Here is a 25571-nt window from a genome sequence, read left to right on the forward strand (position 1 = left end):
CGTCGGCGTGGGCGGCGACCGGACCGGCGAAGATCCCACCGGTGAAGGCCAGACCAGCAATACCCAGCACACTCTTACGCAGCATCGTGTTCATGAGGATGGCTCCATTCGGGGGTTGGCGCACCACCGGGCCGACGGGGGTCGGCTCTAACTGGCGTGCGCAAGCACCGTCAGGCGCTCAAGAAAGTCTTAGGGGATCATCCAGCGCGCGGGGCGAAGGCCTCTTCGTCGCGCCGGGACCATGTACAACGACCGCCGGGCCACCGTCATTCCCGGCCGGGCAGTCCCGCCTCGGCGGGCTGTCACGCGGGCAGGTCACCCCGTCGGGCGGGGCGTGGTCCTCGGTCGTTCACCCGGATACAACGACCCCCACCCGCCGGCCATTCCGCCGCCGGGATGCCGCCAGTCACTTCACGAAACGGACACCCCGCCCAGACGCGGACGGTCGGTGGAACGGTATGGAGGTATCCCGGCGCCGGAGACCTACATGAGGTTCCACTCACCGGTCGCGGCCAGCGTGAACCGGACATACCCCCCAGACCTCAGACGGGTCCCCCTGGTCGGGCCGGTGTCATCGTGTGCGGGGCACCCGACTGCATGACCCGGAGCCGGATCCCGGGGTGCAGACCCGGACGAACCCCTACGTTCGGGGCAGACGTCCAGAGGAGGGCCGGAGAGATGACCGCGTCGATGGAGATGCCCCGGGTCGAGGAATGCGCCGTCAGGTCCTGCGCCTACAACCACACCAACGACTGCCACGCGTTCGCCATCACGATCGGCAGCAGCGACCACGCGCACTGCCACACGTTCATCGAGCTGCCGGTGCGTGGCGGCGGCGAGCAGCTGATTGCCCAGGTCGGCGCCTGCCAGCGCGCGGACTGCCGGCACAACTCCGACCTGGAGTGTCACGCCCCGGCGATCACCGTCGGCCCCGAGATGGACATGGCCGACTGCCGGACCTACGCGAGCCGCTGACCGGGTCGGGCCGGCCGGCGGAGGGCTGACCGAACCCGCGAACCCGGCCGGCCCCGGACCGGACCCGACCGACCCCCGGAACGGTGGGACCGACGGGCCTCAGGACAGGCCGTTGGACTCGCGGATCACCGTGACCAGGTCGTCGATGATGCCGGTCAGCGCGAAGTCCTTCGGGGTGAAGACGCGGGCCACCCCGGCGGCCCGGAGCGCGTCCGCGTCGCCCGCCGGGATGATGCCGCCGACCACCACGGGCAGGTCGGCCCGTCCGGCGGCGCGCAGCCCGTCCAGCACGGCCGGCACGGCGGCCAGGTGCGATCCGGAGAGCACCGAGAGGCCGACCAGGTCGACGTCCTCCTCAACGGCGGCCGCCACGATCTGCCCGGCGGTCAGCCGGATGCCCTGGTAGACGACCTCGAAGCCGGCGTCGCGGGCGCGTACCGCGATCTGTTCGGCGCCGTTGGAGTGCCCGTCCAGGCCGGGCTTGCCGACGAGCAGCCGCAGCCGGCCGCTCCCCAGTTCGCGGGCGGTGGCGGCGACCCGCTCCCGGACCGTGACCAGGCCGGCGTCCCCGCCGGCACCGGCCGCACCGGACAGTCCGGTCGGCGCCCGGTACTCGCCGAAGACCTGGCGCAGCGCGCCGGCCCACTCGCCGGTGGTCACGCCGGCCCGCACGCACTCCAGCGTGGCCGCCATCAGGTTCGTGGTGGTCGCGGCGTCCGCGCGCAGCCGGTCGAGTGCCGCGTCCACCGCCGCCGCGTCCCGGCCGGCCCGCCACTCGCGTACGGCGGTGGTGGCGGCCGCCTCGACGGCGGGGTCGACCTGCTCGATCGCCTCGGCGCCGGCCGCGGTCAGCGGCGACGGCTCGGTCTCGGTGAACCGGTTGACGCCGACCACCACGTCGGTGCCGGCCTCCATCCGCCGGCGCCGGTCGGCCAGCGAGGCGACCAGGGCGCTCTTCAGGTAGCCGGTCTCGACGGCGGCCACCACGCCGCCCATCTCCAGCACCTTCTCCAGTTCGACCCGGGCCCCGGTGACGATGTCGTCGACCAGCGCGGTCATCACGTGCGAGCCCTCGAACAGGTCGGGATATTCCAGCAGGTCCGACTCGTACGCCAGCACCTGCTGCATGCGCAGCGACCACTGCTGGTCCCAGGGGCGGGGCAGGCCGAGCGCCTCGTTCCAGGCGGGCAGCTGCACGGCGCGGGCGCGGGCGTCGCGGGACAGCGTGACGCCGAGCATCTCCAGCACGATGCGCTGGATGTTGTTCTCCGGCTGCGCCTCGGTGAGGCCCAGCGAGTTGACCTGGACGCCGTACCGGAAGCGGCGCTGCTTCGGGTTCTCCACGCCGTACCGGTCGCGGGTGATCTCGTCCCAGAGCGCGCCGAACGCGCGCATCTTGGCGATCTCCTCGACGAAGCGCACGCCGGCGTTGACGAAGAAGGAGATCCGCTGGACGACGTCGCCCATCCGCTCGGCGGGCACCTGGCCGGAATCGCGCACCGCGTCGAGCACGGCGACGGCGGTGGCCAGGGCGAAGCCGACCTCCTGGACGGGCGTCGCACCGGCCTCCTGGAGGTGGTACGAGCAGATGTTCACCGGGTTCCACTTCGGCATCTCGCGCAGGGTGTACGCGATGACGTCGGCGGTGAGCCGCAGCGACGCCGCCGGCGGGAAGATGTGCGTCCCCCGGGACAGGTACTCCTTGATGATGTCGTTCTGCGTGGTGCCGGCGCAGCGGGCCAGCTCGGCGCCCTGCTCGGTGGCGACCGTGCCGTAGAGGCCGAGCAGCCACATGGCCGGGGCGTTGATGGTCATCGAGGTGTTCATCTCGGCCAGCGGGATGCCCTCGAAGAGGGCCCGCATGTCGCCGAGGTGCGCCACCGGCACGCCCACCCGGCCCACCTCGCCGGCGGCCAGCTCGTGGTCCGGGTCGTAGCCCGTCTGGGTGGGCAGGTCGAAGGCGACCGAGAGCCCGGTCTGCCCCTTCGCCAGGTTGCGGCAGAAGAGCGCGTTGGTGGCCGCGGCGGAGGAGTGCCCGGCGTAGGTGCGCATCACCCAGGGCCGGTCGCGCTCCGGCAACCGCCCCGAAGGAGCCTTCTCGTCCATGGCCGGAGTTTAAGTTACCGTTCAGTAAAACGGGCTGTGGAAAACCACACAGGTCCATGGAGCGGACCGACGGGCACGAGCGGCGCGACATGGGCGACACCACCACACCCCGGGCCGCCGCCCGGCCCGCCGGAGTCGCACACTGGACGTCATGGATGACGAGCTCGCGATCTCCGTACGGGGGCTGCGCAAGGCGTACGGCGACAACCTCGCGGTGGCGGAGGTGGACCTCGACGTCCACCGCGGCGAGGTGTTCGCCCTGCTCGGCCCGAACGGCGCGGGCAAGACCACCACGGTGGAGATCCTGGAGGGCTACCGGCGGCGCGACGCCGGCGAGGTGCGGGTGCTCGGCGCCGACCCGGCCCACCCCGACGCCGACTGGCGGTCCCGCGTCGGCATCGTGCTCCAGGGCACCGGCGAGTTCGACGAGCTGACCGTCGGCGAGGTGGTCCGGCACTTCGCCGGCTTCTACCCGGCCGCCGACGACCCGGAGAAGGTGATCGAGCGGGTCGGGCTGGGCGCCAAGGCCAGGGCGCGCACCCACACCCTCTCCGGCGGGCAGAAGCGCCGGCTCGACGTGGCCCTGGGCATCGTGGGCCGCCCCGAGCTGCTCTTCCTCGACGAGCCCACCACCGGCTTCGACCCGAAGGCCCGGCGCGAGTTCTGGGAGCTGATCCGCGACCTCTCCGCCGCCGGCACGACGATCGTGCTCACCACCCACTACCTGGACGAGGCCGAGGCCCTCGCCGACCGGGTCGGCGTGATCGCCGCCGGCCGGGTGGTCGAGGTGGCCCCGCCGAACCGGCTGGGCAACCGCCAGGAGGCGCTGGCGACGGTCTCCTGGCGTACCCCGGACGGGACGCCGGAGACGGCGGAGACCGCGACGCCGACGGCGCTGGTGACGGAACTGGCCGCGCGTTTCGGCGGCGAGGTCCCCGGCCTCACCGTGACCCGGCCGACCCTCGAAGACGTCTACCTGCGGATGATCGGACACTGATGACGACCACGACGAAGCCGGCGGCCCCGGTCGCCGCCGCCGAAGGCCGCCGGCCGGGCGGGGGCGCGCTCGCCCTGCGGCAGGGCCGGTTGGAGATCACCCAGTTCCTGCGCTCCCGGGAGTCCGTCGTCTTCACGATGGGCTTCCCGATCATCATGATCCTGATCTTCGCGGCGATCTTCAACGACGAGATCGCGCCGGGCGTCAGCTACACGCAGTACTTCATCACCGGCATGATCGCGACCGGCCTGATGACGGTGAGCTTCCAGAACCTCGGCATCTGGATCCCGATCGAGCGGGACCGCGGGGTGCTGAAGCGCTACCGGGGCACGCCGATGCCGAAGTGGGTCTGGTTCGCCGGCAAGGTGCTCATGGTGGTGGCCATCGGCATCGCGGAGACCGCGCTGCTGCTCGCCGTGTCGGTCGCGCTGTTCGACCTGACGCTGCCGGACACCGTCGGCCGGTGGGTCACCTTCGGGTGGGTCGCCGTCCTCGGCGTCACCGCCTGCACCCTCTGCGGCATCGCCATCTCCTCGCTGGCGCGCACCGCGCGCAGCGGCTCGGCCGTGGTCACCCCGGTGGCCCTGGTCCTCCAGTTCATCTCGGGGGTGTTCTTCGTCTTCACCAGCCTGCCGAGCTGGATGCAGCAGGTCGCCGCGCTGTTCCCCCTCAAGTGGATGTGCCAGGGGCTGCGGTCGGTCTTCCTGCCGGACAGCTTCGGGGCGCAGGAACCGGGGGGCTCGTTCGAGCTGGGCCGCGTCGCCCTGGTCCTCGGGCTCTGGTGCGTGATCGGCCTGGTGCTCTGCCTGACCACCTTCCGCTGGACCACCAAGCGCGACGGCTGATCACCCGCCGGCGACGAGCGCGGCGCCGAGCGGCGTACGCCAGTAGAGCACCTCGCGCCCGGACCGCCGTTTGCTGACCGCGCCCGCCTCGAGTAGCACCCGCAGGTGATCGCTCACCGTGCCGAGGGACAGCCCGGTCACCACCACGAGCTGCGAGGTGCTCAGTGGCGCGTCCAGTCGGGCCAGGATGTCGGCCCGGTTCGCGCCGACCAGCCGGGCGAGACCGTCGGGTGCCGGTGAGGTGGGGTCGACGAGGATCCCGCGCGCCGGATAGACCATCCCGAACCGGGTCGGCATGTCCCACACCACCCAGCCGCGGCGGCAGTGGGCCGGCAGGAACACCAGTTGCTCGGCCTCGTGCAGCGACATCGGCGGCTCCGCGTAGTCGTTGACCTGGAGGCGACCGTCACCCAGCCACCGCACGTTGCGGTTGATGTCGGCCAGCGCCCCGGCCCAGCCGTGGGTGCTCAGGGCGGCGGTGCGGGCCACGATGTCCGCCCGCAGCCGGCGTTCCCGCTCCGGCCACTCCGGTGCGACGGTGTGCGTCCAGACCCAGTCGAGGAGGTCCACCACCTGCCCGGTGAGCCCGTCCGCCAGCAGCTCGGCGGCGAGCGGCCCCGGGCGGGTGGCACGCAGGTCAGCCCGGATCCGCTCGTCGGACAACGACCCGACGGCCGCCAGCTCCGCCGCGAACGTCGGGTCCGCCGAGGCGGGCGCGATGGTGAGGAAGTCCGCGATCCACCGGAGGTTGAACGACGCCGACACCAACGCCCGGGCCACCGGCCGGGCGGCCAGCATCTGCCGGAAGGCGTCGACGTGCGGTCGTCGCCAGGCCTGCTCCCACGGGACATGCGGGAAGAGAAGCGCCTTCAGCGCCCCGACCGTGTCGGCCATCGGCGAGACCGTGAACCGGCTCCGCGCGACCAGATCGGGTGGCACCTGCCAGACGCCCACGTTTCGCCTCCAGACGTAACTCTATGGGATCCGCCGCGGGCCTACGGACCATGCCGGGGTGAGAACCTACGCAGAACTGTTCGCGGTCCGGGAGTTCCGCAACCTGTTCCTGGCGAACTGCGCCGGGATCGCGGCGCACACGACGTCGGCCCTGGCCCTGGGCGCGTTGACCTACGCGGCGACCGGCTCGGCCCTGCTCACCGCGCTGAGCATGTTCGGCGCACCGCTGGCGGGGGTCCTCGGCAGCCTGACGTTGCTGTCCGCCGCCGACAGCGTGCCGCCCCGTCGGGCGTTGACCCTCGCCGCCCTGCTGGCCACCGCCGGAGCGGCGCTGCAGGCCGTGCCCGGGCTGCCGCTGTGGGCCCGCTTCACGATCATCTTCGTCAACGCGTACGTCGGCTCGGTCGCCGGTGGCGCCCGGTGGGCGCTGCTCACCGACATCGTGCCGGTCAACGCCTACGTGCTGGCCCGGGCCACGATGAACACCAGCGTCGGAGTCATGCAGATCGCCGGGTTCGGGCTGGCCGGCGTCCTGCTCGTCTGGCTGAGCCCGTACCAGGTGTTCCTGCTCGCCCTGGCCCTGCGGGCGGTCTCCGCGGCGGTGGGCTGGTTCGGGCTCACCGAGCGTCCCGCGCGGGCCGCCGGGCGGGTGACGGTCGCGCGCACCCACCTCGTCAACCGGACCCTCTGGGCCGACCCCGGTCGCCGGTCGCTTCTCCTCAACCTCTGGGTGCCCGGCGGCCTGATCGTCGGTTGCGAAGCACTGTTCGTCCCGTACGCGGGCGACCGCGCCGGCTTCCTGCTCGCCGCCGCCGCCCTCGGCATGCTGATCGGGGACGTGGTGGTGGGACGGTTCCTGACGCCGGCCCGCCGCGAGCGGTGGGTCCACCCGCTGCGGCTGCTGCTCGCCGTTCCGTACCTGGCCATCCTGCTGTCGCCTCCGCTGCCGGTCGCCATGGCCGTCGCGCTGATCGCGTCGGTCGGCTACGCCGCCACACTGCCGTTGCAGGAGCGGCTGATCGCCCACTCACCGCCCGAGGCCCGTGGCCAGGTGCTCGGCCTGCACGGCAACGGCATGCTGGCCGCGCAGGCGGTGTGCGCCGCGCTCGCCGGGGCGGCCGCGGACCTCGTCGCGCCGTCCCGTGCCCTCGCGCTGGTGGCCGCCGCGGCGTTGGCCGCCACCCTCGTGCTCACCCCCGGCCTGCGCCGGACCGCACCCCGACCCGCTCCGCCGCTCCGCGTGGGCGGTGGCGACTCCGGCGAGGCGACCAGGTCGAGGTCGGCCACGACGGCCCGGTGAACGACGACCGCCCCGGTGGCCATCCGCAGATGGCACACTCGCCGGCATGGCGCACATCCTGACCCGGCGCACGCTGCTGGGGGCCGCCGCCGGCGTGGCCGGAGCCGCGGTGGTCGGCGGGCTCACCGCCCGGCAACTCACCGAGCCGCGGCCCGGGCCGGGGCCCGCCGTGCCGGACGCGCCCGCCGGGGACGAGCGGCTGATCCGGATCGCCTCGGGGGCCCGCGGCCGCGAGGTGGACTTCTGGACGGCCGTGCCCGAGGGGTACGGCGACGGTCGCGGCCTCCCCGTCTGCCTGGTGCTGCACGGCGCCTCGGCCACACCGCGGGACTACGGCCGGTTCGGGCTGGCGCGGTTCCTCACCGACGCGGTACGCCGCGGCGCCCCGCCCTTCGCGCTGGCCGGGGCCACCGGCGGCCGGCTCTCCTGGCGCCGCTCCGGCGAGGACGACCCGCAGCGGATGGTCCGCGAGGAGCTGCCCACCTGGTGCGCCCGGCGCGGCTTCGACAGCAGCCGGCTCGCCGCCTGGGGCTGGTCCATGGGCGGGTTCGGGGCGCTGCTGCTCGCCGAGGCGTACCCGGACTGGCTGCGCGCGGTGGCCGCCTTCTCCCCCGCGGTCCGCCCGGGCGACGCGGTCTTCACCGGCGTGGACCGGCTGCGCGGCACGCCCGTCGGCCTCTGGTGCGGCCGGCAGGACAACTTCCTCAAGGACGTCCGCGCGCTGGCCCGGGCGCTGCCCGAACCCCCGGTACGCGCCGCCTGGGCCGACGGCCGGCACAACTTCGCCTACTGGGGCACCGTCATCCCGGACGCGTTCGCCCTGCTCGGCGCAGCCCTCACCCCACCCCGGAAGACGTGACGCCCCCGACCGGGAGGCCGGGGCGTCAGGTCGCACGGGTCAGTAGCTGTAGAAGCCCTGGCCGGTCTTGCGGCCCAGGTCACCCGCGGTGGCCATGCGCTGGAGCAGCTCCGGCGGGAAGAACTTCTCGTCGGCGGTGTCGGTGTAGATGTTCTTGCTGGCGTTGAGCAGCACGTCCACGCCGGTCAGGTCGACCGTGGCCAGCGGGCCCATGGCGTGGCCGAACCCCAGCTTGCAGGCCGTGTCCAGGTCCTCGGCGGAGATCACGCCGGACTCGACAAGCTTGACCGCCTCCATGGCGAGGGCGCAGATCAGCCGGGTGGTGACGAAGCCGGCGATGTCCCGGTTGACCACCACGACGGTCTTGCCGATCTCCTCGGCGAAGGCCTTGGCCGTGGCCAGGGCCGCGTCGCTGGTCTTGTAGCCGCGGACCAGCTCGCAGAGCTTCATCATGGGCACCGGCGAGAAGAAGTGGGTGCCGACGACCGACTCCGGGCGCTCGGTGGCGGTGGCGATCTGGGTGACGGGGATGGCCGAGGTGTTGGTGGCCAGCACCGCGTCGGACTTGCAGATCTTGTCCAGCGCGCGGAACACCTCGTGCTTGATCTCGATCTTCTCGAAGACCGCCTCGACGACGATGTCCGCGTCGGCCGCCGCCTCCAGCTCGGTGGTCGGGGTGATCCGGGCCAGGGTCGCCTCGACCTCGGACGCCTCGATCTTGCCCTTCTCGGCGAACTTCTCCAGCGACTTCCGGATGCCGTCGACGCCCCGCCTGGTGGCCGCCTCGTCCAGGTCGCGCAGCGTCACCTGCCAGCCCGCCTGCGCCGCCACCTGGGCGATGCCCGAGCCCATCAACCCGGCACCGACGACCGCGAGTCGACCCGCCATCTGCTTCTCCCTCGCTGCGAATGAGTGTCTGCGAGCACCCTAGTCAACGAGGCTGAACGGCTGTTAAGGGTAGGCCCCTCAGATGGCGAGGTCGGGCTCCTCGGGGGCGGTGCCGCGCTCCACCTCGACGCCGAGCGCCCGCAGGTCGGCCACGAAGTCCGGGTAGCCACGGTCGACGTGGTGCACGTGCGAGACCTCGGTGATCCCGTCGGCGCACAGCCCGGCGATGATCAGGCCGGCGCCGGCACGGATGTCGGTGGCCCGTACCGGGGCGCCGGAGAGGCGCTCGTGACCGCACACCAGGGCGTGGTGGCCGTCGGTCCTGATGTCCGCGCCGAGCCGCATCATCTCGTTGGCGAACATGAACCGGCCGTCGAAGATGTTCTCCGTGATCAGCGAGCCGCCGTCGCTGACCGCGGCCAGCCCGATCGCCATCGGCAGCAGGTCGGTGGCGAAGCCCGGAAAGGGCAGGGTGACCACGTCGACGGCCTTCGGCCGGTCGTCCATGCGTACCCGGAAGGCACCGCCCCGGGTCTCCACCAGACCGCCGGCCGAGACCAGCTTGTCCAGCGCGACCTCCAGGTAGGCCGGGTCGACACCGGTCACGGTCACGTCGCCGCGGGTCATCGCGGCCGCGAACGCCCACGTTCCGGCGACGATCCGGTCCCCCACCGTGGCGTGCCGCACCGGGCGCAGCTCGGGCACCCCGACGATGTGCAGGGTCGACGTGCCGGCCCCCTCGATCCGGGCGCCCATCCGGTTCAACATCGTGCAGATGTCGACGATCTCCGGCTCCCGCGCCGCGTTGTCGATCGTCGTGGTGCCCCGGGCCAGCACCGCCGCCATCACCAGGTTCTCGGTGGCGCCGACGCTCGGGAAGTCCAGCAGGATGTCCGCTCCGTGCAGCCCGTCCGGGGCCTCGGCGATGACGAAGCCGTGCTCGCCGGAGATCTCCGCACCCATCCGGGACAGCCCCGCGATGTGCATGTCCAGGCCGCGCGACCCGATGGCGTCCCCGCCGGGGTGGGCCACCCGCACGTATCCCCGGCGGGCCAGCAGCGGCCCGAGCACGCAGATCGAGGCGCGCAGCCGGCGGACCAGGTCGTAGTCGGCCTCCGCACCCGGTTGCTCCGGCACGTCGATCACCACCGACCGGGACCGTTCCACGCCACCGCGGGCCACCATCGGATCGACCGGGTCGTCGGCGGCGAAGCGTACGGCGCAGCCGAGCCGGCGCAACACCTCGCCCATGATGGCGATGTCGGTGATCCGCGGGACGTTGGTGATCACGCTGCGCCCCGGGGCGAGCAGCGCCGCCGCCATCAGCTTCAACGCGGAGTTCTTCGCCCCGACCACGTGCACCGTGCCGGCCAGCCGGGCCTCACCGAACACCCGGATGACGTCGACGTCGTTGACCGCCGGGTCGCCGGCGTCGCCCGGCCCCACTCCGGCGGGCCAGGCGGTGCGGGCCGGCCGCGCCGGGATGGTCAGGTCCGGGATCCGTAGGCTGTGCGTCATGGCCGTCCACCTCACGCGCATCTACACCAAGGCCGGCGACGCCGGCATGACCAGGCTGAGCAACAACGAGCAGGTGCCGAAGACCGATCCGCGGATCGCCGCGTACGCGGACGTGGACGAGTGCAACGCCGCGATCGGCGTCGCGCTCGCCCTGGGGCAGCTCACCGACGAACTGCGAGCGGTGCTGGAGTCGATCCAGAACGACATGTTCGACGTCGGCGCGGACCTGGCGACCCCCGTGGAGCCGGACCCGAAGTACCCGCCGCTGCGGGTCACCGAGGAGTACGTGGAGCGCCTCGAGGGCTGGTGCGACGAGTACAACGCGCGCCTGAGCAAGCTCGACTCCTTCATCCTCCCCGGCGGCACCGCTGGCGCGGCACTGCTGCACGTGGCACGGACGACCGCCCGGCGCGCCGAGCGTGCGGCGTGGGCGCTTATCGCACACGACCCGGACCGGACCAGCACGCTCCCGGCAAAGTATCTCAACCGGCTCTCCGATCTGCTCTTTATCCTGTCAAGAACGGCAAATCCGGACGGGGATGTGCTATGGGTGCCGGGCGGCAAGCGCTGACCGTCGGCGCGCTGCACCACGTGGAGGTGTGGGTACCCGATCTCGCCGCTGCCAGGCGTAGTTGGGGCTGGCTCCTCGGCGAGCTGGGCTGGACGCCGTACCAGGACTGGCCGGCCGGCCGGTCCTGGCGGCTCGGCCCGACCTACCTGGTCCTGGAGGAGTCCCCGGCGCTCACCGGACGCACGCACGACCGGCGCGCGCCGGGCCTCAACCACCTGGCCTTCCACGCCGGCCCGCCGGCCGCCGTGGACCGGCTGGTCGCCGCCGCGCCGGGGCACGGGTGGGAGCTGCTCTTCCCGGACCGCCACCCGCACGCCGGCGGCCCGCAGACCTACGCCGCCTACCTGTCCGACACCCAGGGGTACGAGGTCGAACTGGTCGCCGACCCCGACTGACCGGGTCCCGGGCGGTCCGGAGCGCGATCCGCCTGCTTCGTGGCCGGCCGTCCTCCGGATCTTGGCGAGTTTCCGTTCGCTGCTGACGGCAACTCGCCAAGATCTGGAGATGCCGCTGGCCGGCACCCCGTTGTTCGGGGTGCCGGCCAGCGGATCGGCTCAGCTGTTCCAGTTGTGGGCGACGATGTCGGCGGCCTGCTGCTCCCACTGCGCGTACGCGTCCGGGTAGGCCGACACCTGCACGGTCTGCGCGGCCTCGGTCAGCGGCATGTCCTGCCAGCCGTCGACCTGCTTCAGACCCTTCTCGAACGCCAGGGTCGAGTACTCGGGGTCGGTGATCTGCTCCGGCGTACCCCAACCACTCGACGGGCGCTGCTGGAACAGACCCAGCGAGTCGTGATCGTTCTTGTCGCCGAGGTGCCCGAGGTTCTCCAGCTTCGACTCCTGCAGGCTCGTGGCGATCGAGATGACCGCGGCCCGCTCCGGCAGGCCGGCCTTCTTCGTGGCGGCGATGATCGCCTTGGCGTTGGCCAGCTGCTCGTCGTTGAGGTCGATCTTCGACTGGGCGCCCTGCACACCGTGCGGGATCAGCTTGTCACCCTGCACCGCCACGGCGGCCGGCTTGCCCTCGACCGGACGGGCGTCGGCGTGAGCGGCGACCGGACCGGCGAAGATCCCACCGGTGAAGGCCAGACCAGCAATACCCAGCACACTCTTACGCAGCATCGTGTTCATGGGGGTAGCTCCATTCGGGGGTTGGCGCACACCCGGGCCGACGGGGATCGGCTCTAACTGGCGTGCGCAAGCACCGTCAGGCGCTCAAGGAAAGTCTTAGGGGATCATCCAGCGCGCGGGGCGAAGCCTCTTCGTCGCGCCGGGACCATGTACAACGACCGGCCGACCACCGTCATTCCCGGCCGGGCAGCCCCGCCTCGGCGGGCTGTCACGCGGGGGCGGGCTGTCACGCGGGCCGGTCACCTCGTCGGGCGGGGCGCGGTCCTCGGTCGTTCGCGCGGGCCGGTCACCCCGTCGGGCGGGGCGTGGTCCTCGGTCGTTCACCCGGATACAACGACCCCCACCCGCCGGCCATTCCGCCGCCGGGATGCCGCCGGTGGCGAAATGGCCACCGCGCGAAACGGACACCCCGCCCAGGGTGGGACGGTCGGTGGAACGGTATGGAGGTATCCCGGCACCGGAGACCTACATGAGGTTCCACTCAGCGGCCGCGGCCACGCGCGAACCGGACATCCACCCCAGTCCGAGGCCACGACGTGGCGCCTACCAACGTGATGACGTGAACGGATCGGCCCGTCGACCGTCTCCTCGCCGCCGCCTGTCGAGCTGACGCTGAGAACGACTGAACGGCGAGCGGGCGCGGGCCAGGGAACGCAACCCAGCCACCGTCCCACCGGCCCGCCTCTCTCTGCGCTGCGGCCACGAAAGCAACACCGCCGCTCTGCAGCCACGGACGCAACACCCCCGCAGCGCCAGCGCTGCGTGGAGGGCTGCAGAGCAAAGGCGGTCGTGGAGGGCTGCGGAGCAGAGGGGTCGTGGGCCACCTACCCCTCATCGAACCTGCCGACGGCCACGCACGACGAACGCCGCCGGGCTCGGCCCGAGCAGGAGTGGGGGCGGGCGGGTCAGGCGGCGGGCCAGTCCTGAGAGGCCAGACGTGGCGAGGCCGCCCCGGGTGGGGCGGCCTCGAGCCAGGAGAGGAATCCGGTGACCGTGGATCGTGCCATGGCGATCTCGACCGGGGCGTGGTTGCTGGTGCAGCGCACGATCACCCAGTCGGCCGGCATGGAGAGCCGCTCCTGGCCCTCCGGCAGCCGGCGCCGCTCCACCGCGAGGGTCTTACGGGAGAGCACCCGCTTGGGACGCAGCGCGAAGCTGAACATGCGGTACCAGCGGAGTTCGTCGCCGACGAAACGGCCGAAGCCGGGTGACCAGCCTCGGCCGTCGAGAATCGTGGAGACCCGGACGCTGAGCCGGATGATGCCCCCGCTGCGGGTGAACAGGGCCCGCCGGATGAAGAGGATCAGAAGCGCCACGAAGATGACCGCGACGCCGATTCCGATCCCTTCCACGATCTCCATCGGCGGGTCTGCTCAGCGGGCCGGAGTGGCCGGGGTGGCGCTCTCGGCGAGGACGGTCACGCCCTCACCGGACACCGACAGGAAGCCGCCGGCCACGTCGTACGCGAGCTGCTCGCCGCCGGCCTGCTTGATGCGTACCTGGCTGGGCTCCGCGAGCTGGCCGAGCAGGGGTGCGTGCCCCGGCAGCACACCCAGCTCACCTTCGGTCGTGCGGGCGACGACCATCTCGGCCTCGCCGGACCAGACCTTCTCCTCGACGGCTACGAGCTCGACGTGAAGCTGCTGTGCCACGCTGTCTCCTTGCTGCGGCGGCGGATTGCCGAAAGTCTAGTCGCGCCCCCGGAGCCCACCCAACGCGGGTGGCGAGAGCTGCGCCACGGTCACGCCAACCGGCCCCGGCACCCGCCGGGGCCCGTTGGCGCTCACGCTACTTGCTCTTCTGCTTGAAGTCGGGGTGCTCCAGCAGGAACGCGTCGACCTGCTCGTTGCGAAGGGCCGCGAAGAAGTCCTCGGCGGGCGGCAGCAGGCGTTCACCCTGGTATCCCCGGCTGGTTTCGACCGGGCCGCCGGGCAGCTTGACCGTCTCGATCGAGTCGGCCCGGATGCCCTTGAGGGCGAGGGCGAAGTCGACCACGCTGCTGCCCCGGCCGTTGAAAACCAGTGACTGGCCGGCCGCGCGGAGCACCCGGTCCAGCTTCACCGGGTTGGTCACCACGTCGGCGCTGAACGCCTGGCTCACCATGGCCTTGACGAACTGCTGCTGGTGCCGCTGCCGGCCGTAGTCGGCGTCCGGCACACCGTTGCGCGGGTAGCGCTGCCGGACGTAGTCCAGCGCCTGCCAACCCTTGAGGTGGGCGTTGCCCTTCTTGTATTCGGCCTGCGGACCCAGGTAACTTCCACCGCCCGGCTTGAGCCGGCGCGGTGTGCCGTCCGGCTGCAGGTGCTCGGACGTGACGTCCCGCTCGATGTACATGTCGACGCCGCCCATGGCGTCGACGATCTTCTTGAAGCCGGTGAAGTTGATGATCGCCCCGGCGTCGAAGCGCTCGATCCCGGTGACCTGCTGCACGGTGTTGGCGAGCAGTTCGAAGCCCTGCGCCGCGCTCGGGTTCTGCCCGGCCACCACGCTGCCGTGCGACATGGCGGCGTTGATCCGGTCGGTGCCGCCGGCGTAGTCGGCCTTGGTGAATTCGGGGATCTCCACCCGCAGGTCGCGCGGGAGCGAGAAGAGGTAGCCCCGGTCCAGGCCGGCCGGCACGTGCAGGACCATGATCGAGTCGGCGAGCGGGCGGGCCTTCGGGTTGCGGGGGTCGACACCCACCAGCAGGATGTTCAGCGGGCCCTTGATGTCGCTCTTCTTCTCCTTGGCGCCGGCCGCCTGGTCGCCGAAGAGGTCGCCCTTGCCGACCGCGCCCTCGTAGCGGGCGACCAGCGCGTGGTAGCCCACCAGCACGGAGCCGCTGAGCACCATCATGACGACGCCGAGGATGGTGCAGACCCGCGCCCATCGCGGCACGCCGCGCCACCGGGACCGCTTGCCGCGGTCCGTGCCGGCCTCACCCACGAGCATCTCCCATCGTCACGCCCACGACTGGTAGACGGGCGAGCGGATCCGTTTCGTTGCAGAGATCGACGCCCAGGATGTGAACGCCGTGTCACGAACGGTACCGCGCGGTACGGCGAACCGCCTGTCCGCGAACCGGGCATCTGGTAACGAGGGGCCCTGAACAGGCAGAGGCCGCCCCGACGCGAGTCGGGGCGGCCTCTGTGGAGTGTGAGCGGGCTCTCAGCCCTCCATCAGCTCCTTGGCCTTCTTCTCGAGGTCCTCAAGACCGCCGCACATGAAGAACGCCTGCTCGGGGAAGTGGTCGTACTCGCCCTCGCTGATCTTCCGGAACGCCTCGATGGTCTCCTTGATCGGGACCGTCGAGCCCGGCACGCCGGTGAACTGCTCGGCGGCGTAGGTGTTCTGCGACAGGAAGCGCTCGATCCGGCGGGCCCGGCCCACCGTGACCTTGTCCTCCTCGGAGAGCTCCTCGATACCGAGGATGGCGATGATGTCCTGCAGGTCCTTGTAGCGCTGCAGGATCCGCTTCACCTCGGTGGCGACCTGGAAGTGCTCGGCGCCGACGAACTCCGGGGCGAGGATCCGGGACGAGGACGCCAGCGGGTCCACGGCCGGGTAGATGCCCTTGTCGGAGATCGACCGCTCCAGGTTGGTGGTCGCGTCCAGGTGGGCGAACGTGGTGGCCGGCGCCGGGTCGGTGTAGTCGTCGGCGGGCACGTAGATCGCCTGCATCGAGGTGATGGCCTGGCCCCGGACGGAGGTGATCCGCTCCTGGAGCTCGCCCATCTCGTCGGCCAGGGTCGGCTGGTAACCCACGGCGCTCGGCATACGGCCGAGCAGCGTGGAGACCTCGGAACCGGCCTGGGTGAAGCGGAAGATGTTGTCGATGAAGAGCAGCACCTCCTGCTTCTTCACGTCGCGGAAGTACTCCGCCATGGTCAGCGCGGAGAGGGCGACCCGCAGCCGGGTGCCCGGCGGCTCGTCCATCTGGCCGTAGACCAGCGCGGTCTTGTCGATGACGCCGGACTCGGTCATCTCGGCGATGAGGTCGTTGCCCTCACGGGTGCGCTCACCCACGCCGGCGAAGACCGAGGTACCACCGAAGTTGCGGGCCACTCGGGTGATCATCTCCTGGATGAGCACCGTCTTGCCCACGCCCGCGCCACCGAACAGGCCGATCTTGCCACCCTTGACGTACGGGGCGAGCAGGTCGATGACCTTGATGCCGGTCTCCAGCATCTCGGTCTTCGGCTCCAGGTCGGCGAAGGCCGGGGCCTTGCGGTGGATGCCCCACCGGTCGTCGGCCTGGATCGTCTCACCCTCGGTGAGGTTGAGGCACTCGCCGATCGCGTTGAACACGTGACCCTTGACGGCGTCGCCCACCGGCACGGTGATCGGCGAGCCGGAGTCGCGCACCTCCGCGCCGCGGACCAGGCCGTCCGTCGGCTGCATCGAGATGGCGCGGACCATGTTGTCACCCAGGTGCTGGGCGACCTCCAGGGTCAGCGTCTTCTCACCGCCGGACAGGCTCACGTCGACGTTCAGGGCGTTGAACAGGGCCGGCATGGCGTCGCGCGGGAACTCGGCGTCGACGACCGGGCCGATGACCCGGACCACGCGACCCGTGGCCGTCTTGGTCTCTACTGGGGCAGTCATCACACTTCACTTCCCGACGCGGCAAGCGCGTTCGCGCCGCCGACGATCTCGCTGATCTCCTGGGTGATCCCGGCCTGGCGGGCCGTGTTCATCTCACGCGTGTACTTCTCGATCATCTCTTCGGCGTTGTCGGTGGCGCTCTTCATCGCCCGCCGCCGGGCCGCCGACTCGCTCGCCGCCGACTCGATCAACGCCGCGTAGATCCGCGTGTTGATGTACTTCGGCAGCAGCGCGTCGAGCAGCGCCTCCGCCTCCGGCTCGAACTCGTAGGCCGGCAGCAGGCCCTCGGACCGCGGCCGGTCCTCGACCTGCATCGGGCCGATGATCTTCGCGACCGGCGTCTGGGTCATCAGGGAGTGGAACTCGGTGTAGACGATGTGCAACTCGTCGATGCCGAGCACCCCGTCCGCCCCGGCGCCGCCGTCGACGTCGTCCGCTCCGGCCGTGAACGCCTTGATCAGCGTCTCGCCCACCTCGCGGGCGTCGGTGAACGACGGCTGCTCGGAGAAGCCCGTCCAGCTCGCCGCGATCTCCCGGTTGCGGAACCGGTAGAACGTGACGCCCTTGCGCCCGATGACGTAGAGCACCGGCTCCTTGCCATCGGCCCGCAGCCGGGCGATCAGCGACTCGGCGGTCCTGATCGCGTTGGAGCTGTAACCGCCGGCCAGGCCCCGGTCACTCGTGACCAGCAGGACCCCCGCCCGCCGCACCCGCTCACGCGGGGTGAGCAGCGGGTGGTCGATCCGCGCGTTCGAGGCCAGCGCCGTGAGCACGCCGGTGATGGCCTTGGCGTACGGCAGCGAAGCCTCCACCCGGGCCTGGGCCTTGGCGATGCGGCTCGTCGCGACGAGCTCCATCGCCTTGGTGATCTTCTTCATCGACTTCGCCGAGCGGATCCGTTGACGAAGAACGCGTACCTGGGCGGCCATGGCTCAGCTCTCTGCCGGGCGGTCGGTCGTGCCGTCGCGGAAGCGGGTCACCGACTCGCGGTTCTCCTCGCCCTCCATCGGCTGCGCCGCCGGCTCGTTGAGCCGGACCTCGTCCTCCTTGCCCAGGAAGACCTTCTTGAACTCGGTGATGGCCGAGTCGAGCGAGCCGATGATGTCGTCGTCCCACTTGTTGTCGGCGATCCCGGCCAGCACACCCTCGTGCTTGTGCCGCAGGTACTGGAGGAACTCCGACTCGAAGCGCCGGACCTCACCCACCGGGATGTCGTCCAGCTTGCCCTCGACGCCGGCCCAGACCGAGACGACCTCTTCCTGCACCGGGTACGGCGAGTAGTTCGGCTGCTTCAGCAGCTCGACGAGGCGGACACCGCGGTCCAGCTGGGCCCGGGAGGCCTTGTCCAGGTCGGAGGCGAAGGCGGCGAACGCCTCCAGCTCGCGGTACTGGGCCAGGTTGAGCCGGAGCGAACCGGCCACCTTCCGCATCGGCTTCACCTGCGCGGCGCCACCGACCCGGGAGACCGAGGTGCCGACGTTGATGGCCGGCCGGACGCCCTGGTTGAACAGGTCGGTCTCCAGGAAGATCTGGCCGTCGGTGATGGAGATGACGTTGGTGGGGATGAACGCCGAGATGTCGTTCGCCTTGGTCTCGATGATCGGCAGACCGGTCATCGAGCCGCCGCCCAGCTCGTCGGAGAGCTTGGCGCAACGCTCCAGCAGCCGCGAGTGCAGGTAGAAGACGTCACCCGGGTAGGCCTCACGGCCCGGCGGGCGGCGCAGCAGCAGCGACACGGCGCGGTACGCCTCGGCCTGCTTGCTCAGGTCGTCGAAGACGATCAGGACGTGCTTGCCGCCGTACATCCAGTGCTGCCCGATGGACGAGCCGGTGTAGGGGGCGATGTACTTGAAGCCGGCCGGGTCCGACGCCGGGGAGGCCACGATGGTGGTGTATTCCATCGCGCCCGCCGCTTCCAGCTGGCCCTTGATCGAGGCGATCGTGGAGGCCTTCTGGCCGACGGCGACGTAGATGCAGCGGACCTGCTTCGTCGGGTCGCCGGAGCGCCAGTTGTCCCGCTGGTTGAGGATGGCGTCCAGGGCGACCGTGGTCTTGCCGGTCTTCCGGTCACCGATGATCAGCTGCCGCTGGCCACGGCCGATCGGCGTCATGGCGTCGATCGCCTTGATGCCGGTCTGCAGCGGCTCGAACACGGACTGCCGGGCCATCACGTTCGGAGCCTGCAGCTCCAGCTCGCGGTAGCCCTCGTCGGCGATGTCGCCGAGGCCGTCGATCGGCCGGCCGAGAGCGTCGACCACGCGGCCGAGGAAGGCGTCGCCGACCGGCACGGAGAGCACCCGGTCGGTGCGCTTGACGCGCTGCCCCTCCTCCAGCTTGGCGGAGTCACCGAGAACGACGACACCGATCTCGCGGACGTCGAGGTTCAGCGCCACGCCGAGCGTGCCGTCCTCGAACTCCAGGAGCTCGTTGGTCTTGGTCGAAGGCAGGCCCTCGACGTGGGCGATGCCGTCGCCGGTGTCGGAGACGGTGCCGACCTCCTCGCGGGAGACGTCGGTCGAGTAGGACGAGACGTAGCGCTCCAGGGCGCCGCGGATCTCGTCCGTCGAGATGGTCAGCTCGGCCATCCTCTGCTTCCTTAAGTATCAGGGGCCCGGGATACCTAGTACCGACCGGTCCGATGGCGTCGAATCAGGGCTGCTCAGTCGCTGATCAGCGCTTCGCGAGCGCGTTGCGGGTCTCGTTGAGGCGGCGCAGGACGGTGCCGTCGTACAGGTCGGAGCCGACCTGCACACTCACCCCACCGAGCACGTCCGGATTCACCGTCTGCTTGACGGAGACCTCCCGACCGTACATCTGGGAGAGGCGGGCACCCAGGCGTCGCTCCTCCTCGTCACTCAGCGGGGCCGCCACGGTCACGTACGCGACCTGGCGGTCGCGCCGGTCCGCGGCCAGCTCGACCAGCCGGGTGAGCGCGCCGCTGAAGGAGCGTCCCCCGAAGCCGGCGAGCGCGGCACCGACGAGGTAGCCGGTGACCGGTCGGGTCTTGCCGGCGAGCAGCTGGTCGGCCAGGGTGGCCCGCTGCTCGGCCGGGACCATCGGGTCGGAGAGGGCGGTGGACAGCTCCGGGGAGCCGGAGACGACCTGCCCGAAGCGGAACAGCTCGTCCTCGACCTCGCCCAGCTCGCCGGCCTTGTCGGCGCTCGCCAGGAGCGCCTCGACGCCCAGCCGCTCGACGCCGTCGAGCAGTTCCGACGGAGCCGACCAGCGGCCGGCGACCAGCGAGGCGAGCAGGTCGAGCGCGTCCGCGCCGATCCGGCCGCGCAGCATGTCGCCGAGCAGGCCGCTCCGGTCCGCCCCGGCCCGGGCCGGGTCGGAGAGCGCCCGGCGCAGCCGCGGCTCGCGCCGCAGCAGGGCGGCGACGGAGAGGATGTCGTCGGCGGTGGAGGCCACCGCCGACGGCTCCGCGCCGCGGGCGTACGCGTCGAGGCGGTCCGCCGCGACCTTGTACGACTCCCGGCTGGCGGCCTGCATCAGCGGGCCCCCGTGCTCTCGAGACCGCTCAGGAACCGGTCCACGGTGCCCTTGCGACGCGCCTCGTCGGCGAGCGACTCACCGACGATCTTGCTGGCCAGGTCCACCGCGATGGTGCCGACCTCGGTGCGCAGCTCGCGCACGATGGTGGCCCGCTCGGCGGCGAGCTGCTCCTTGCCGGCCGCGATGATCCGGTCGGACTCCTCGCGCGCCTTGGCGAGGATGTCCTGGCGGATGCCCTCGGCGTCGGCCCGGGCGTCGTCGCGGATCTTGGCGGCGTCGGTACGCGCCTCCGCGAGCTGGGCCCGGTACTGCTCGAGCAGCTGGTTCGCCTCGGCCTGGGCGGCCTCGGCGCGCTTGATGCCGCCCTCGATCGCGTCGACCCGGGCCTGGAACGTCTGCTCCATGCGCGGGAAGACGAACTTCATCAGCACGAAGCAGAGCACGATGAAGGCGATGCCACCGACCACGATCTCCTCCCAGGCGGGAATGATCGGGTTGTGGGCCGCTTCACCACCCTCCGCGGCGAGGAAGTACATGGGAAAACCTCCCGGTCAGAAGGGCTGGATCAGGCGGTGCCGGCCCAGATGAAGCCGAAGGCGATGCCGAGCAGCGCCAGGGCCTCGATGACGGCGAAGCCGATCCAGACGTACGGGAGGGTCATCCGGGACGACTCCGGCTGGCGGGCCGTCGACTGGATGTAGGCCGAGAAGACCAGGCCCACGCCGATGCCCGGGCCGATGGCGGCCAGGCCGTAACCGATGGCAGCGGTGCTGCCCGTTACCTCGGCAAGGATGCTCATTGCGGTTCCTCCTGGTTATCACGCGTGACGGTCACGCGGGACGACAACGGTTGGTGCGAAAGAGTGGATCAGTGCTCTTCGGCGAGCGCGCCCTGCACGTAGCTGGCGGTCAGCACCGTGAAGACGTACGCCTGCAGACAGATCACCAGGAACTCGAGGAAGGTCAGCGCGATCGTCATCACCCAGGACAGCACCGAGACCGGGGCCAGCCAGGCGTTGGCGCTGAGCATGGCGAACCCGCCGAGCGTGAAGACCAGCAGGAGCATGTGGCCGGCGAACATGTTCGCGAAGAGACGGACGGCCAGCGAGAACGGCCGGACCAGGAACGTCGAGAAGAACTCGATCGGGATCAGCAGCGGCAGGATGTACCAGGGCGCCGGCGGGATCAGAGAGTTCTTGAAGTACTTCGCGAAGCCGTGGTGCCGGATGCCGATCCAGTTGAACATCACGTAGCTGATCACGGCGAGGAAGGCCGGGAAGGCGATGTGCGAGTTCGGCGAGATCTGGAAGAACGGGATGATCGCGAACGCGTTCGTCAGCAGGATGAAGCAGAAGAGCGTGGTGAAGTACGGCGCGAACCGCACCCCCGCGTGCCCGATCATGTCGACGGCGATGTTGTTCCGCACGAAGCCGTAGATCGACTCGGCGAACCACTGCTTCTTCGTCGGCACCAGCTTCGGGTTGCGGTAGCTGAGCAGGAAGAACAGGATCAGAACCCCGACGGCCAGCCAGACCATCAACGTGATCTTGGTGAACCAGTAGTTGTCGTGCGCACCCCAGGGCAGGATGCTGGGCAGGTAGAAGTCCTCCACACTGGGTGGGAATTCCGCCTGGCCCGCTGCCAGGACGTTCGCCTGTCCGAACACCGCGTCCCTTCCTAAGTAGGCGTGCCGAGTCGGCGGACGACCAGGATGATCCCCCCGGCCATGCCGAGCACAATCCCGATCCCGGTGGCGATGCCGCCGGTGTCGAGCCAACGGTCGACCAGCCAGCCGATGAAACCCCAGACGAGCATGCCCCCGATGAGGTATGAGAGCGCGGTCCAACCCTGACCGGCACCGGACGGAACGTCGCCCGGGCCGCCAGTGCTGGGGGGTTTCTGGTCACCGGCCATGACGGGGCGAACGATATCAGTCGAGCCGAAGAGGCTGTGCCTCACCCCCCGCACAACCTGGTTGTGTGGGACACGGGTGGGCGAAGTCGTCTGGAGGCACGCTACTCCCCTCCCGCCACTGAGAGAATGACCGATCGCGGACACGTCGGCGCGCCGTCCGACAGGTGGGACGGCGCCGTCGACCGACCCCGCGGGCGTCCGCCCGCGGTGATCAGCGTGGGACCCTGCGGGAGTGCACCGTGGCCAGCCACCAGATGTGCACCCCGGTCCAGACCACCACGCCCGCGGCGATGCCCAGGGCGAACGGGACGAGCCCCGGCCAACCGGTCGACGCGACCAGCACCATCACGCCGCCGAGCAGGGTCATCTTGGCGATGTAGACGCCCAGCCCGAACGGCAGCACGAGCTGCGGGTCCCGGGCGTCCGCCCACGCCAGCACGACCGTGGTGAGCGAGTAGCTGACCGCGGTGACGGCCACGCCGGCCGCCGCGCCGAGCGCGCCGTCGGCGCCCCGGGTCACCCCGCCGGCCACCGCCGCCACGGCGGCCATCAGCACCGAGGCGAGCACCAGCACCGGCAGGTGGCGCAGCCGCCAACCGCGGTCCGCGGCCGCCTCCGCCGCGCGCGTCCCCGGCTCAGCCACGGGGGTACGCCGGGAAGGCACCGACCAGCTCGGTCACGTCGCCGGCGATCCGGCCCAGCTCGTCCGCGCCCCCGGCCGACTCCGGGTCGGTGCGCACCGCACGGGCGATGAGCGTGGCGATCCGGCGCATCTCCCCCTCACGCATGCCCTGGGTGGTGACGCTCGGCGTGCCCACCCGGATGCCGGAGGCGACCATCGGCTTCTGCGGGTCGTACGGGATGGCGTTCTTGTTCAGCGTGATGCCGGCGGCGTCGCAGCGCGCCTCGGCCGCGGCGCCGGTCACCCCGGTCTCGCGCAGGTCGATCAGGGCCAGGTGGGTGTCGGTGCCGCCGGAGACCGGCCGCATGTCCTCGGCGGCCAGCCCGTCGGCGAGCGCCTGGGCGTTGCTGACCACCTGGGAGGCGTACGCCCGGAACTCGGGTTGGGCGGCCTCGCGGAGGGCGACCGCCTTGGCGGCGACCGCGTGCATCAGCGGGCCGCCCTGGGTGAACGGGAAGACCGCCTTGTCGATCCGGGCGGCCAGCGACTCCCGGCAGAGGATCATGCCGCCGCGCGGGCCGCGCAGCACCTTGTGGGTGGTGCAGGTGACCACGTCGGCGTGCGGGACCGGGGACGGGATCGCCCGGCCGGCGACCAGCCCGATGAAGTGCGCCGCGTCCACCATGAGGTACGCCTCGACCTCGTCGGCGATCTCCCGGAACCGGGCGAAGTCGATCAGCCGGGGGTACGCCGTCGCGCCGCAGATGATGAGCTTCGGCCGGTGCGCGAGGGCCAGGTCGCGGACCTCGTCGTAGTCGATCAGCTCGGTGTCCCGCCGGACGGTGTAGCCGACCGGGTGGAACCACTTGCCGGAGAAGTTCACCCGGCTGCCGTGGGTGAGGTGCCCGCCGTGCGGCAGGTCCATGGCCAGCACGGTGTCGCCCGGCTGCACCAGGGCGGCGTACGCGGCCAGGTTGGCGCTCGCGCCCGAGTGCGGCTGGAGGTTGGCGTGCTCGGCGCCGAACAGCTCCTTCGCCCGGGCGATGCCGAGCTCCTCGGCCCGGTCCACCTCGGCGCAGCCGCCGTAGTAGCGCCGGCCCGGGTAACCCTCGGCGTACTTGTTCGTCAGCGTGGAACCCAGGGCGGCCAGCACGGCCGGCGACGTGAGGTTCTCGCTGGCGATCAGTTGCAGACCGCCGCGCAGGCGGGCCAACTCCCCCAGCACCACCTCGGCGATCTCCGGATCGGCGGCGCTGAGCTGCTGGAAGTCCGGCCCCCAGAAGGTGTCCCTCGCGTTCTCCACAGCGAAGGAGTCTACGGAGCCGCAGACTGGGAGCTGTGAGATGCCTCGTCACCGGCGCCACGGGGTACATCGGTGGACGCCTCGCGCCCCGGCTGCTGGCCGACGGGCACACCGTCCGCTGCCTGGCCCGGAAGGCGGGGCGGCTGCGCGACGTGCCGTGGGCGTCCCGGGCCGAGATCGCCGAGGGCGACCTGCGGAAACCGGAGACGCTGCCGGCCGCGTTCGAGGGCGTGGACGTGGCGTACTACCTGGTCCACTCGCTCGGCCAGCGCGGCTTCGAGGCGGCCGACCGCGAGGCGGCGGAGAACTTCGCCGCCGCGGCCCGCGCCGCCGGCGTACGCCGGATCGTCTACCTCGGCGGGCCGGAACCGGCGGCGGACCGGAACGTCCCGTCGGCGCACCTGCGGTCCCGCGCGGAGGTCGGCCGGATCCTGCTGGCCAGCGGGGTGCCGGCGGTGGTGCTGCGGGCCGCCGTGATCATCGGTTCCGGTTCGGCCTCGTTCGAGATGCTGCGCTATCTGACCGAGCGGCTGCCGGGCATGGTCACGCCGCGTTGGGTGCGCAACCGGATCCAGCCGATCGCCGTCCGCGACGTGCTGCGCTACCTGGTCGGCTGCGCCGAACTGCCGCCCGAGGTGAACCGGGCCTTCGACATCGGCGGCCCGGAGGTGCTCACCTTCCAGGACATGATGCAGCGGTACGCCCGGGTCGCCGGGCTGCGCCGGCGGGTCATCCTGCCGGTGCGGCCGCTGACCCCGTCGCTCTCCTCGCACTGGGTCGGCTGGGTGACGCCGGTGCCCAACGCGATCGCCCGGCCGCTCGTGGAGAGCCTGGTCCACGAGGCGGTCGCCACCGAGCACGACATCGCCCGGTACGTGCCGGACCCGCCCGGCGGGCTGACCGGTTTCGACGAGGCGGTGGCTCTGGCGCTGGCGAAGGTCCGCGACGGCCAGGTCGAGACCCGGTGGTCGACCGCGAGCGGGCCGGACGCGCCGGCCGAGCCGCTGCCCACCGATCCCCAGTGGTCCGGCGGGACGGCGTACACCGACGTGCGGGAACGGGCGGTGGGCGCCCCGGCGGCGGCCCTGTGGCGGGTCGTCGAGGGGGTCGGCGGCGAGCACGGCTGGTACTCGTTCCCGCTGGCCTGGTCGGTGCGGGGCTGGCTGGACCGGCTGGTCGGCGGGGTGGGGCTGCGCCGGGGCCGGCGGGACCCGCACCACCTCCAGGTGGGCGAGGCGCTGGACTTCTGGCGGGTCGAGGAGATCGTCCCCGGCGAGCTGCTGCGGCTGCGTGCCGAGATGCGGCTGCCCGGCCGCGCCTGGCTGGAGATGCGCGTCCAGCCGTCCGGCGACGGCGGCAGCCGCTACGTCCAGCGCGCCGTCTTCCTTCCCCACGGCCTCCCCGGCCACCTCTACTGGACCTCGGTCGCCCCGTTCCACGCCATCGTCTTCGGCGGCATGGCCCGCAACATCGCTCGCGGCGCCGAGCGCACCGGCCCCCGCTGACCCAGG

At 71.5% G+C, this 25571-nt stretch carries 26 protein-coding genes; 8 read left to right on the plus strand and 18 right to left on the minus strand.

Annotation, left to right across the window (positions count from 1 at the left end; all coding sequences use genetic code 11):
* Nucleotides 1-678: 678 nt before the first annotated feature.
* Nucleotides 679-975 (plus strand): DUF1540 domain-containing protein, encoded by a 297-nt coding sequence (locus ABZ452_RS31545; protein ID WP_357950833.1) that lies wholly within the window; start codon nucleotides 679-681, stop codon nucleotides 973-975.
* A 99-nt stretch (nucleotides 976-1074) separates the two neighbouring features.
* Here ABZ452_RS31545 and ABZ452_RS31550 read toward each other — a convergent pair whose 3' ends face one another.
* Entirely contained in the window at nucleotides 1075-3081 is a 2007-nt protein-coding gene (locus tag ABZ452_RS31550; protein ID WP_357950836.1) for a protein meaA, read from the minus strand.
* A gap of 151 nt (nucleotides 3082-3232) precedes the next feature.
* On the opposite strand from ABZ452_RS31550, the gene ABZ452_RS31555 reads away from it, so the two are divergent.
* Entirely contained in the window at nucleotides 3233-4078 is an 846-nt protein-coding gene (locus ABZ452_RS31555; RefSeq protein WP_357950838.1) for an ABC transporter ATP-binding protein, read from the plus strand.
* Nucleotides 4078-4923 (plus strand): ABC transporter permease, encoded by an 846-nt coding sequence (locus tag ABZ452_RS31560; protein WP_357950841.1) that lies wholly within the window; start codon nucleotides 4078-4080, stop codon nucleotides 4921-4923. The genes ABZ452_RS31555 and ABZ452_RS31560 overlap by 1 nt, the downstream gene beginning before the upstream one ends.
* On the opposite strand, the gene ABZ452_RS31565 is transcribed toward ABZ452_RS31560, so the two are convergent.
* Entirely contained in the window at nucleotides 4924-5877 is a 954-nt protein-coding gene (locus ABZ452_RS31565; RefSeq protein WP_357950844.1) for a helix-turn-helix domain-containing protein, read from the minus strand.
* 58 nt (nucleotides 5878-5935) lie between these two features.
* On the opposite strand from ABZ452_RS31565, the gene ABZ452_RS31570 reads away from it, so the two are divergent.
* The gene (locus ABZ452_RS31570) at nucleotides 5936-7177 is read left to right on the plus strand and encodes an MFS transporter (RefSeq protein ID WP_357950847.1); all 1242 of its coding nucleotides are present in this window, start codon (nucleotides 5936-5938) and stop codon (nucleotides 7175-7177) included.
* A gap of 46 nt (nucleotides 7178-7223) precedes the next feature.
* On the plus strand, nucleotides 7224-8036 hold the full coding sequence (locus ABZ452_RS31575) for an alpha/beta hydrolase-fold protein (protein ID WP_357950849.1): 813 nt from the start codon (nucleotides 7224-7226) through the stop codon (nucleotides 8034-8036).
* Nucleotides 8037-8075: 39 nt separating this feature from the next.
* Here the strand turns inward: ABZ452_RS31575 and ABZ452_RS31580 are convergent, their stop codons facing one another.
* A complete protein-coding gene (locus ABZ452_RS31580; protein ID WP_357950852.1) occupies nucleotides 8076-8924 on the minus strand; it encodes a 3-hydroxyacyl-CoA dehydrogenase family protein in 849 nt (282 codons plus the stop codon).
* Between the two features lie 78 nt (nucleotides 8925-9002).
* Nucleotides 9003-10442 (minus strand): UDP-N-acetylglucosamine 1-carboxyvinyltransferase, encoded by a 1440-nt coding sequence (gene murA, locus ABZ452_RS31585; protein ID WP_357950855.1) that lies wholly within the window; start codon nucleotides 10440-10442, stop codon nucleotides 9003-9005.
* Here murA and ABZ452_RS31590 point away from each other — a divergent pair.
* Nucleotides 10441-11013 (plus strand): cob(I)yrinic acid a,c-diamide adenosyltransferase, encoded by a 573-nt coding sequence (locus ABZ452_RS31590; protein WP_357950858.1) that lies wholly within the window; start codon nucleotides 10441-10443, stop codon nucleotides 11011-11013. The two genes, murA and ABZ452_RS31590, sit on opposite strands and share 2 nt — an antisense overlap.
* Nucleotides 10989-11408, plus strand: a complete 420-nt coding sequence (locus ABZ452_RS31595; protein WP_357950861.1) for a VOC family protein — start codon at nucleotides 10989-10991, stop codon at nucleotides 11406-11408. The genes ABZ452_RS31590 and ABZ452_RS31595 overlap by 25 nt, the downstream gene beginning before the upstream one ends.
* Nucleotides 11409-11567: 159 nt before the next feature.
* Here ABZ452_RS31595 and ABZ452_RS31600 read toward each other — a convergent pair whose 3' ends face one another.
* The 14 genes from ABZ452_RS31600 to glyA form a co-directional block, all read right to left on the minus strand.
* Nucleotides 11568-12143, minus strand: coding sequence for a hypothetical protein (locus ABZ452_RS31600; protein WP_357950863.1), 576 nt, complete (start codon nucleotides 12141-12143; stop codon nucleotides 11568-11570).
* A 905-nt stretch (nucleotides 12144-13048) separates the two neighbouring features.
* Nucleotides 13049-13504 carry a DUF2550 domain-containing protein gene (locus ABZ452_RS31605; protein ID WP_357950866.1) on the minus strand — a complete coding sequence of 152 codons (456 nt, stop codon included), beginning with the start codon at nucleotides 13502-13504 and terminating at the stop codon, nucleotides 13049-13051.
* A gap of 12 nt (nucleotides 13505-13516) precedes the next feature.
* Nucleotides 13517-13795 (minus strand): F0F1 ATP synthase subunit epsilon, encoded by a 279-nt coding sequence (locus tag ABZ452_RS31610; protein ID WP_091318756.1) that lies wholly within the window; start codon nucleotides 13793-13795, stop codon nucleotides 13517-13519.
* Nucleotides 13796-13931: 136 nt separating this feature from the next.
* Nucleotides 13932-15074 carry an LCP family protein gene (locus tag ABZ452_RS31615; protein WP_357950869.1) on the minus strand — a complete coding sequence of 381 codons (1143 nt, stop codon included), beginning with the start codon at nucleotides 15072-15074 and terminating at the stop codon, nucleotides 13932-13934.
* A 216-nt stretch (nucleotides 15075-15290) separates the two neighbouring features.
* Nucleotides 15291-16727 (minus strand): F0F1 ATP synthase subunit beta, encoded by a 1437-nt coding sequence (gene atpD / locus ABZ452_RS31620; protein ID WP_357950872.1) that lies wholly within the window; start codon nucleotides 16725-16727, stop codon nucleotides 15291-15293.
* The gene (locus ABZ452_RS31625) at nucleotides 16727-17656 is read right to left on the minus strand and encodes a F0F1 ATP synthase subunit gamma (protein ID WP_357950875.1); all 930 of its coding nucleotides are present in this window, start codon (nucleotides 17654-17656) and stop codon (nucleotides 16727-16729) included. Before ABZ452_RS31625 ends, atpD begins: the two co-directional genes overlap by 1 nt.
* Nucleotides 17657-17659: 3 nt before the next feature.
* A complete protein-coding gene (gene atpA / locus ABZ452_RS31630) occupies nucleotides 17660-19312 on the minus strand; it encodes a F0F1 ATP synthase subunit alpha (RefSeq protein WP_357950878.1) in 1653 nt (550 codons plus the stop codon).
* Between the two features lie 85 nt (nucleotides 19313-19397).
* A complete protein-coding gene (locus tag ABZ452_RS31635; RefSeq protein WP_357950881.1) occupies nucleotides 19398-20219 on the minus strand; it encodes a F0F1 ATP synthase subunit delta in 822 nt (273 codons plus the stop codon).
* Entirely contained in the window at nucleotides 20219-20758 is a 540-nt protein-coding gene (locus ABZ452_RS31640; RefSeq protein ID WP_189195714.1) for a F0F1 ATP synthase subunit B, read from the minus strand. The genes ABZ452_RS31635 and ABZ452_RS31640 overlap by 1 nt, the downstream gene beginning before the upstream one ends.
* A gap of 29 nt (nucleotides 20759-20787) precedes the next feature.
* Complete coding sequence (locus ABZ452_RS31645) at nucleotides 20788-21021, minus strand: ATP synthase subunit C (RefSeq protein ID WP_046563803.1); 234 nt, start codon at nucleotides 21019-21021, stop codon at nucleotides 20788-20790.
* A 68-nt stretch (nucleotides 21022-21089) separates the two neighbouring features.
* A complete protein-coding gene (gene atpB, locus ABZ452_RS31650) occupies nucleotides 21090-21887 on the minus strand; it encodes a F0F1 ATP synthase subunit A (RefSeq protein WP_154228420.1) in 798 nt (265 codons plus the stop codon).
* 11 nt (nucleotides 21888-21898) lie between these two features.
* Entirely contained in the window at nucleotides 21899-22135 is a 237-nt protein-coding gene (locus tag ABZ452_RS31655) for an AtpZ/AtpI family protein (protein ID WP_357950887.1), read from the minus strand.
* 211 nt (nucleotides 22136-22346) lie between these two features.
* Nucleotides 22347-22778 carry a hypothetical protein gene (locus tag ABZ452_RS31660; protein ID WP_357950890.1) on the minus strand — a complete coding sequence of 144 codons (432 nt, stop codon included), beginning with the start codon at nucleotides 22776-22778 and terminating at the stop codon, nucleotides 22347-22349.
* Complete coding sequence (gene glyA, locus ABZ452_RS31665) at nucleotides 22771-24060, minus strand: serine hydroxymethyltransferase (RefSeq protein WP_357950893.1); 1290 nt, start codon at nucleotides 24058-24060, stop codon at nucleotides 22771-22773. Before glyA ends, ABZ452_RS31660 begins: the two co-directional genes overlap by 8 nt.
* 35 nt (nucleotides 24061-24095) lie before the next feature.
* Between glyA and ABZ452_RS31670 the strand changes: the two genes are divergently transcribed.
* Complete coding sequence (locus ABZ452_RS31670; RefSeq protein WP_357950895.1) at nucleotides 24096-25565, plus strand: SDR family oxidoreductase; 1470 nt, start codon at nucleotides 24096-24098, stop codon at nucleotides 25563-25565.
* Nucleotides 25566-25571: the final 6 nt, after the last annotated feature.

It is taken from the genome of Micromonospora sp. NPDC005707, from assembly GCF_040631005.1.
In the GTDB taxonomy this organism is placed as follows: Bacteria; Actinomycetota; Actinomycetes; order Mycobacteriales; family Micromonosporaceae; genus Micromonospora.

Coding starts and splice junctions, on each gene's coding strand:
- atpA (WP_357950878.1), bottom strand. CDS start 19,312: ATGGCCGAGCTGACCATCTCGACGGACGAGATCCGCGGCGCCCTGGAG.
- ABZ452_RS31655 (WP_357950887.1), bottom strand. CDS start 22,135: ATGGCCGGTGACCAGAAACCCCCCAGCACTGGCGGCCCGGGCGACGTT.
- ABZ452_RS31560 (WP_357950841.1), top strand. CDS start 4,078: ATGACGACCACGACGAAGCCGGCGGCCCCGGTCGCCGCCGCCGAAGGC.
- ABZ452_RS31605 (WP_357950866.1), bottom strand. CDS start 13,504: ATGGAGATCGTGGAAGGGATCGGAATCGGCGTCGCGGTCATCTTCGTG.
- atpD (WP_357950872.1), bottom strand. CDS start 16,727: ATGACTGCCCCAGTAGAGACCAAGACGGCCACGGGTCGCGTGGTCCGG.
- ABZ452_RS31635 (WP_357950881.1), bottom strand. CDS start 20,219: ATGCAGGCCGCCAGCCGGGAGTCGTACAAGGTCGCGGCGGACCGCCTC.
- ABZ452_RS31625 (WP_357950875.1), bottom strand. CDS start 17,656: ATGGCCGCCCAGGTACGCGTTCTTCGTCAACGGATCCGCTCGGCGAAG.
- ABZ452_RS31545 (WP_357950833.1), top strand. CDS start 679: ATGACCGCGTCGATGGAGATGCCCCGGGTCGAGGAATGCGCCGTCAGG.
- ABZ452_RS31575 (WP_357950849.1), top strand. CDS start 7,224: ATGGCGCACATCCTGACCCGGCGCACGCTGCTGGGGGCCGCCGCCGGC.
- ABZ452_RS31615 (WP_357950869.1), bottom strand. CDS start 15,074: ATGCTCGTGGGTGAGGCCGGCACGGACCGCGGCAAGCGGTCCCGGTGG.
- ABZ452_RS31600 (WP_357950863.1), bottom strand. CDS start 12,143: ATGAACACGATGCTGCGTAAGAGTGTGCTGGGTATTGCTGGTCTGGCC.
- ABZ452_RS31555 (WP_357950838.1), top strand. CDS start 3,233: ATGGATGACGAGCTCGCGATCTCCGTACGGGGGCTGCGCAAGGCGTAC.
- murA (WP_357950855.1), bottom strand. CDS start 10,442: ATGACGCACAGCCTACGGATCCCGGACCTGACCATCCCGGCGCGGCCG.
- ABZ452_RS31550 (WP_357950836.1), bottom strand. CDS start 3,081: ATGGACGAGAAGGCTCCTTCGGGGCGGTTGCCGGAGCGCGACCGGCCC.
- ABZ452_RS31595 (WP_357950861.1), top strand. CDS start 10,989: ATGGGTGCCGGGCGGCAAGCGCTGACCGTCGGCGCGCTGCACCACGTG.
- ABZ452_RS31645 (WP_046563803.1), bottom strand. CDS start 21,021: ATGAGCATCCTTGCCGAGGTAACGGGCAGCACCGCTGCCATCGGTTAC.
- ABZ452_RS31640 (WP_189195714.1), bottom strand. CDS start 20,758: ATGTACTTCCTCGCCGCGGAGGGTGGTGAAGCGGCCCACAACCCGATC.
- ABZ452_RS31590 (WP_357950858.1), top strand. CDS start 10,441: ATGGCCGTCCACCTCACGCGCATCTACACCAAGGCCGGCGACGCCGGC.
- ABZ452_RS31580 (WP_357950852.1), bottom strand. CDS start 8,924: ATGGCGGGTCGACTCGCGGTCGTCGGTGCCGGGTTGATGGGCTCGGGC.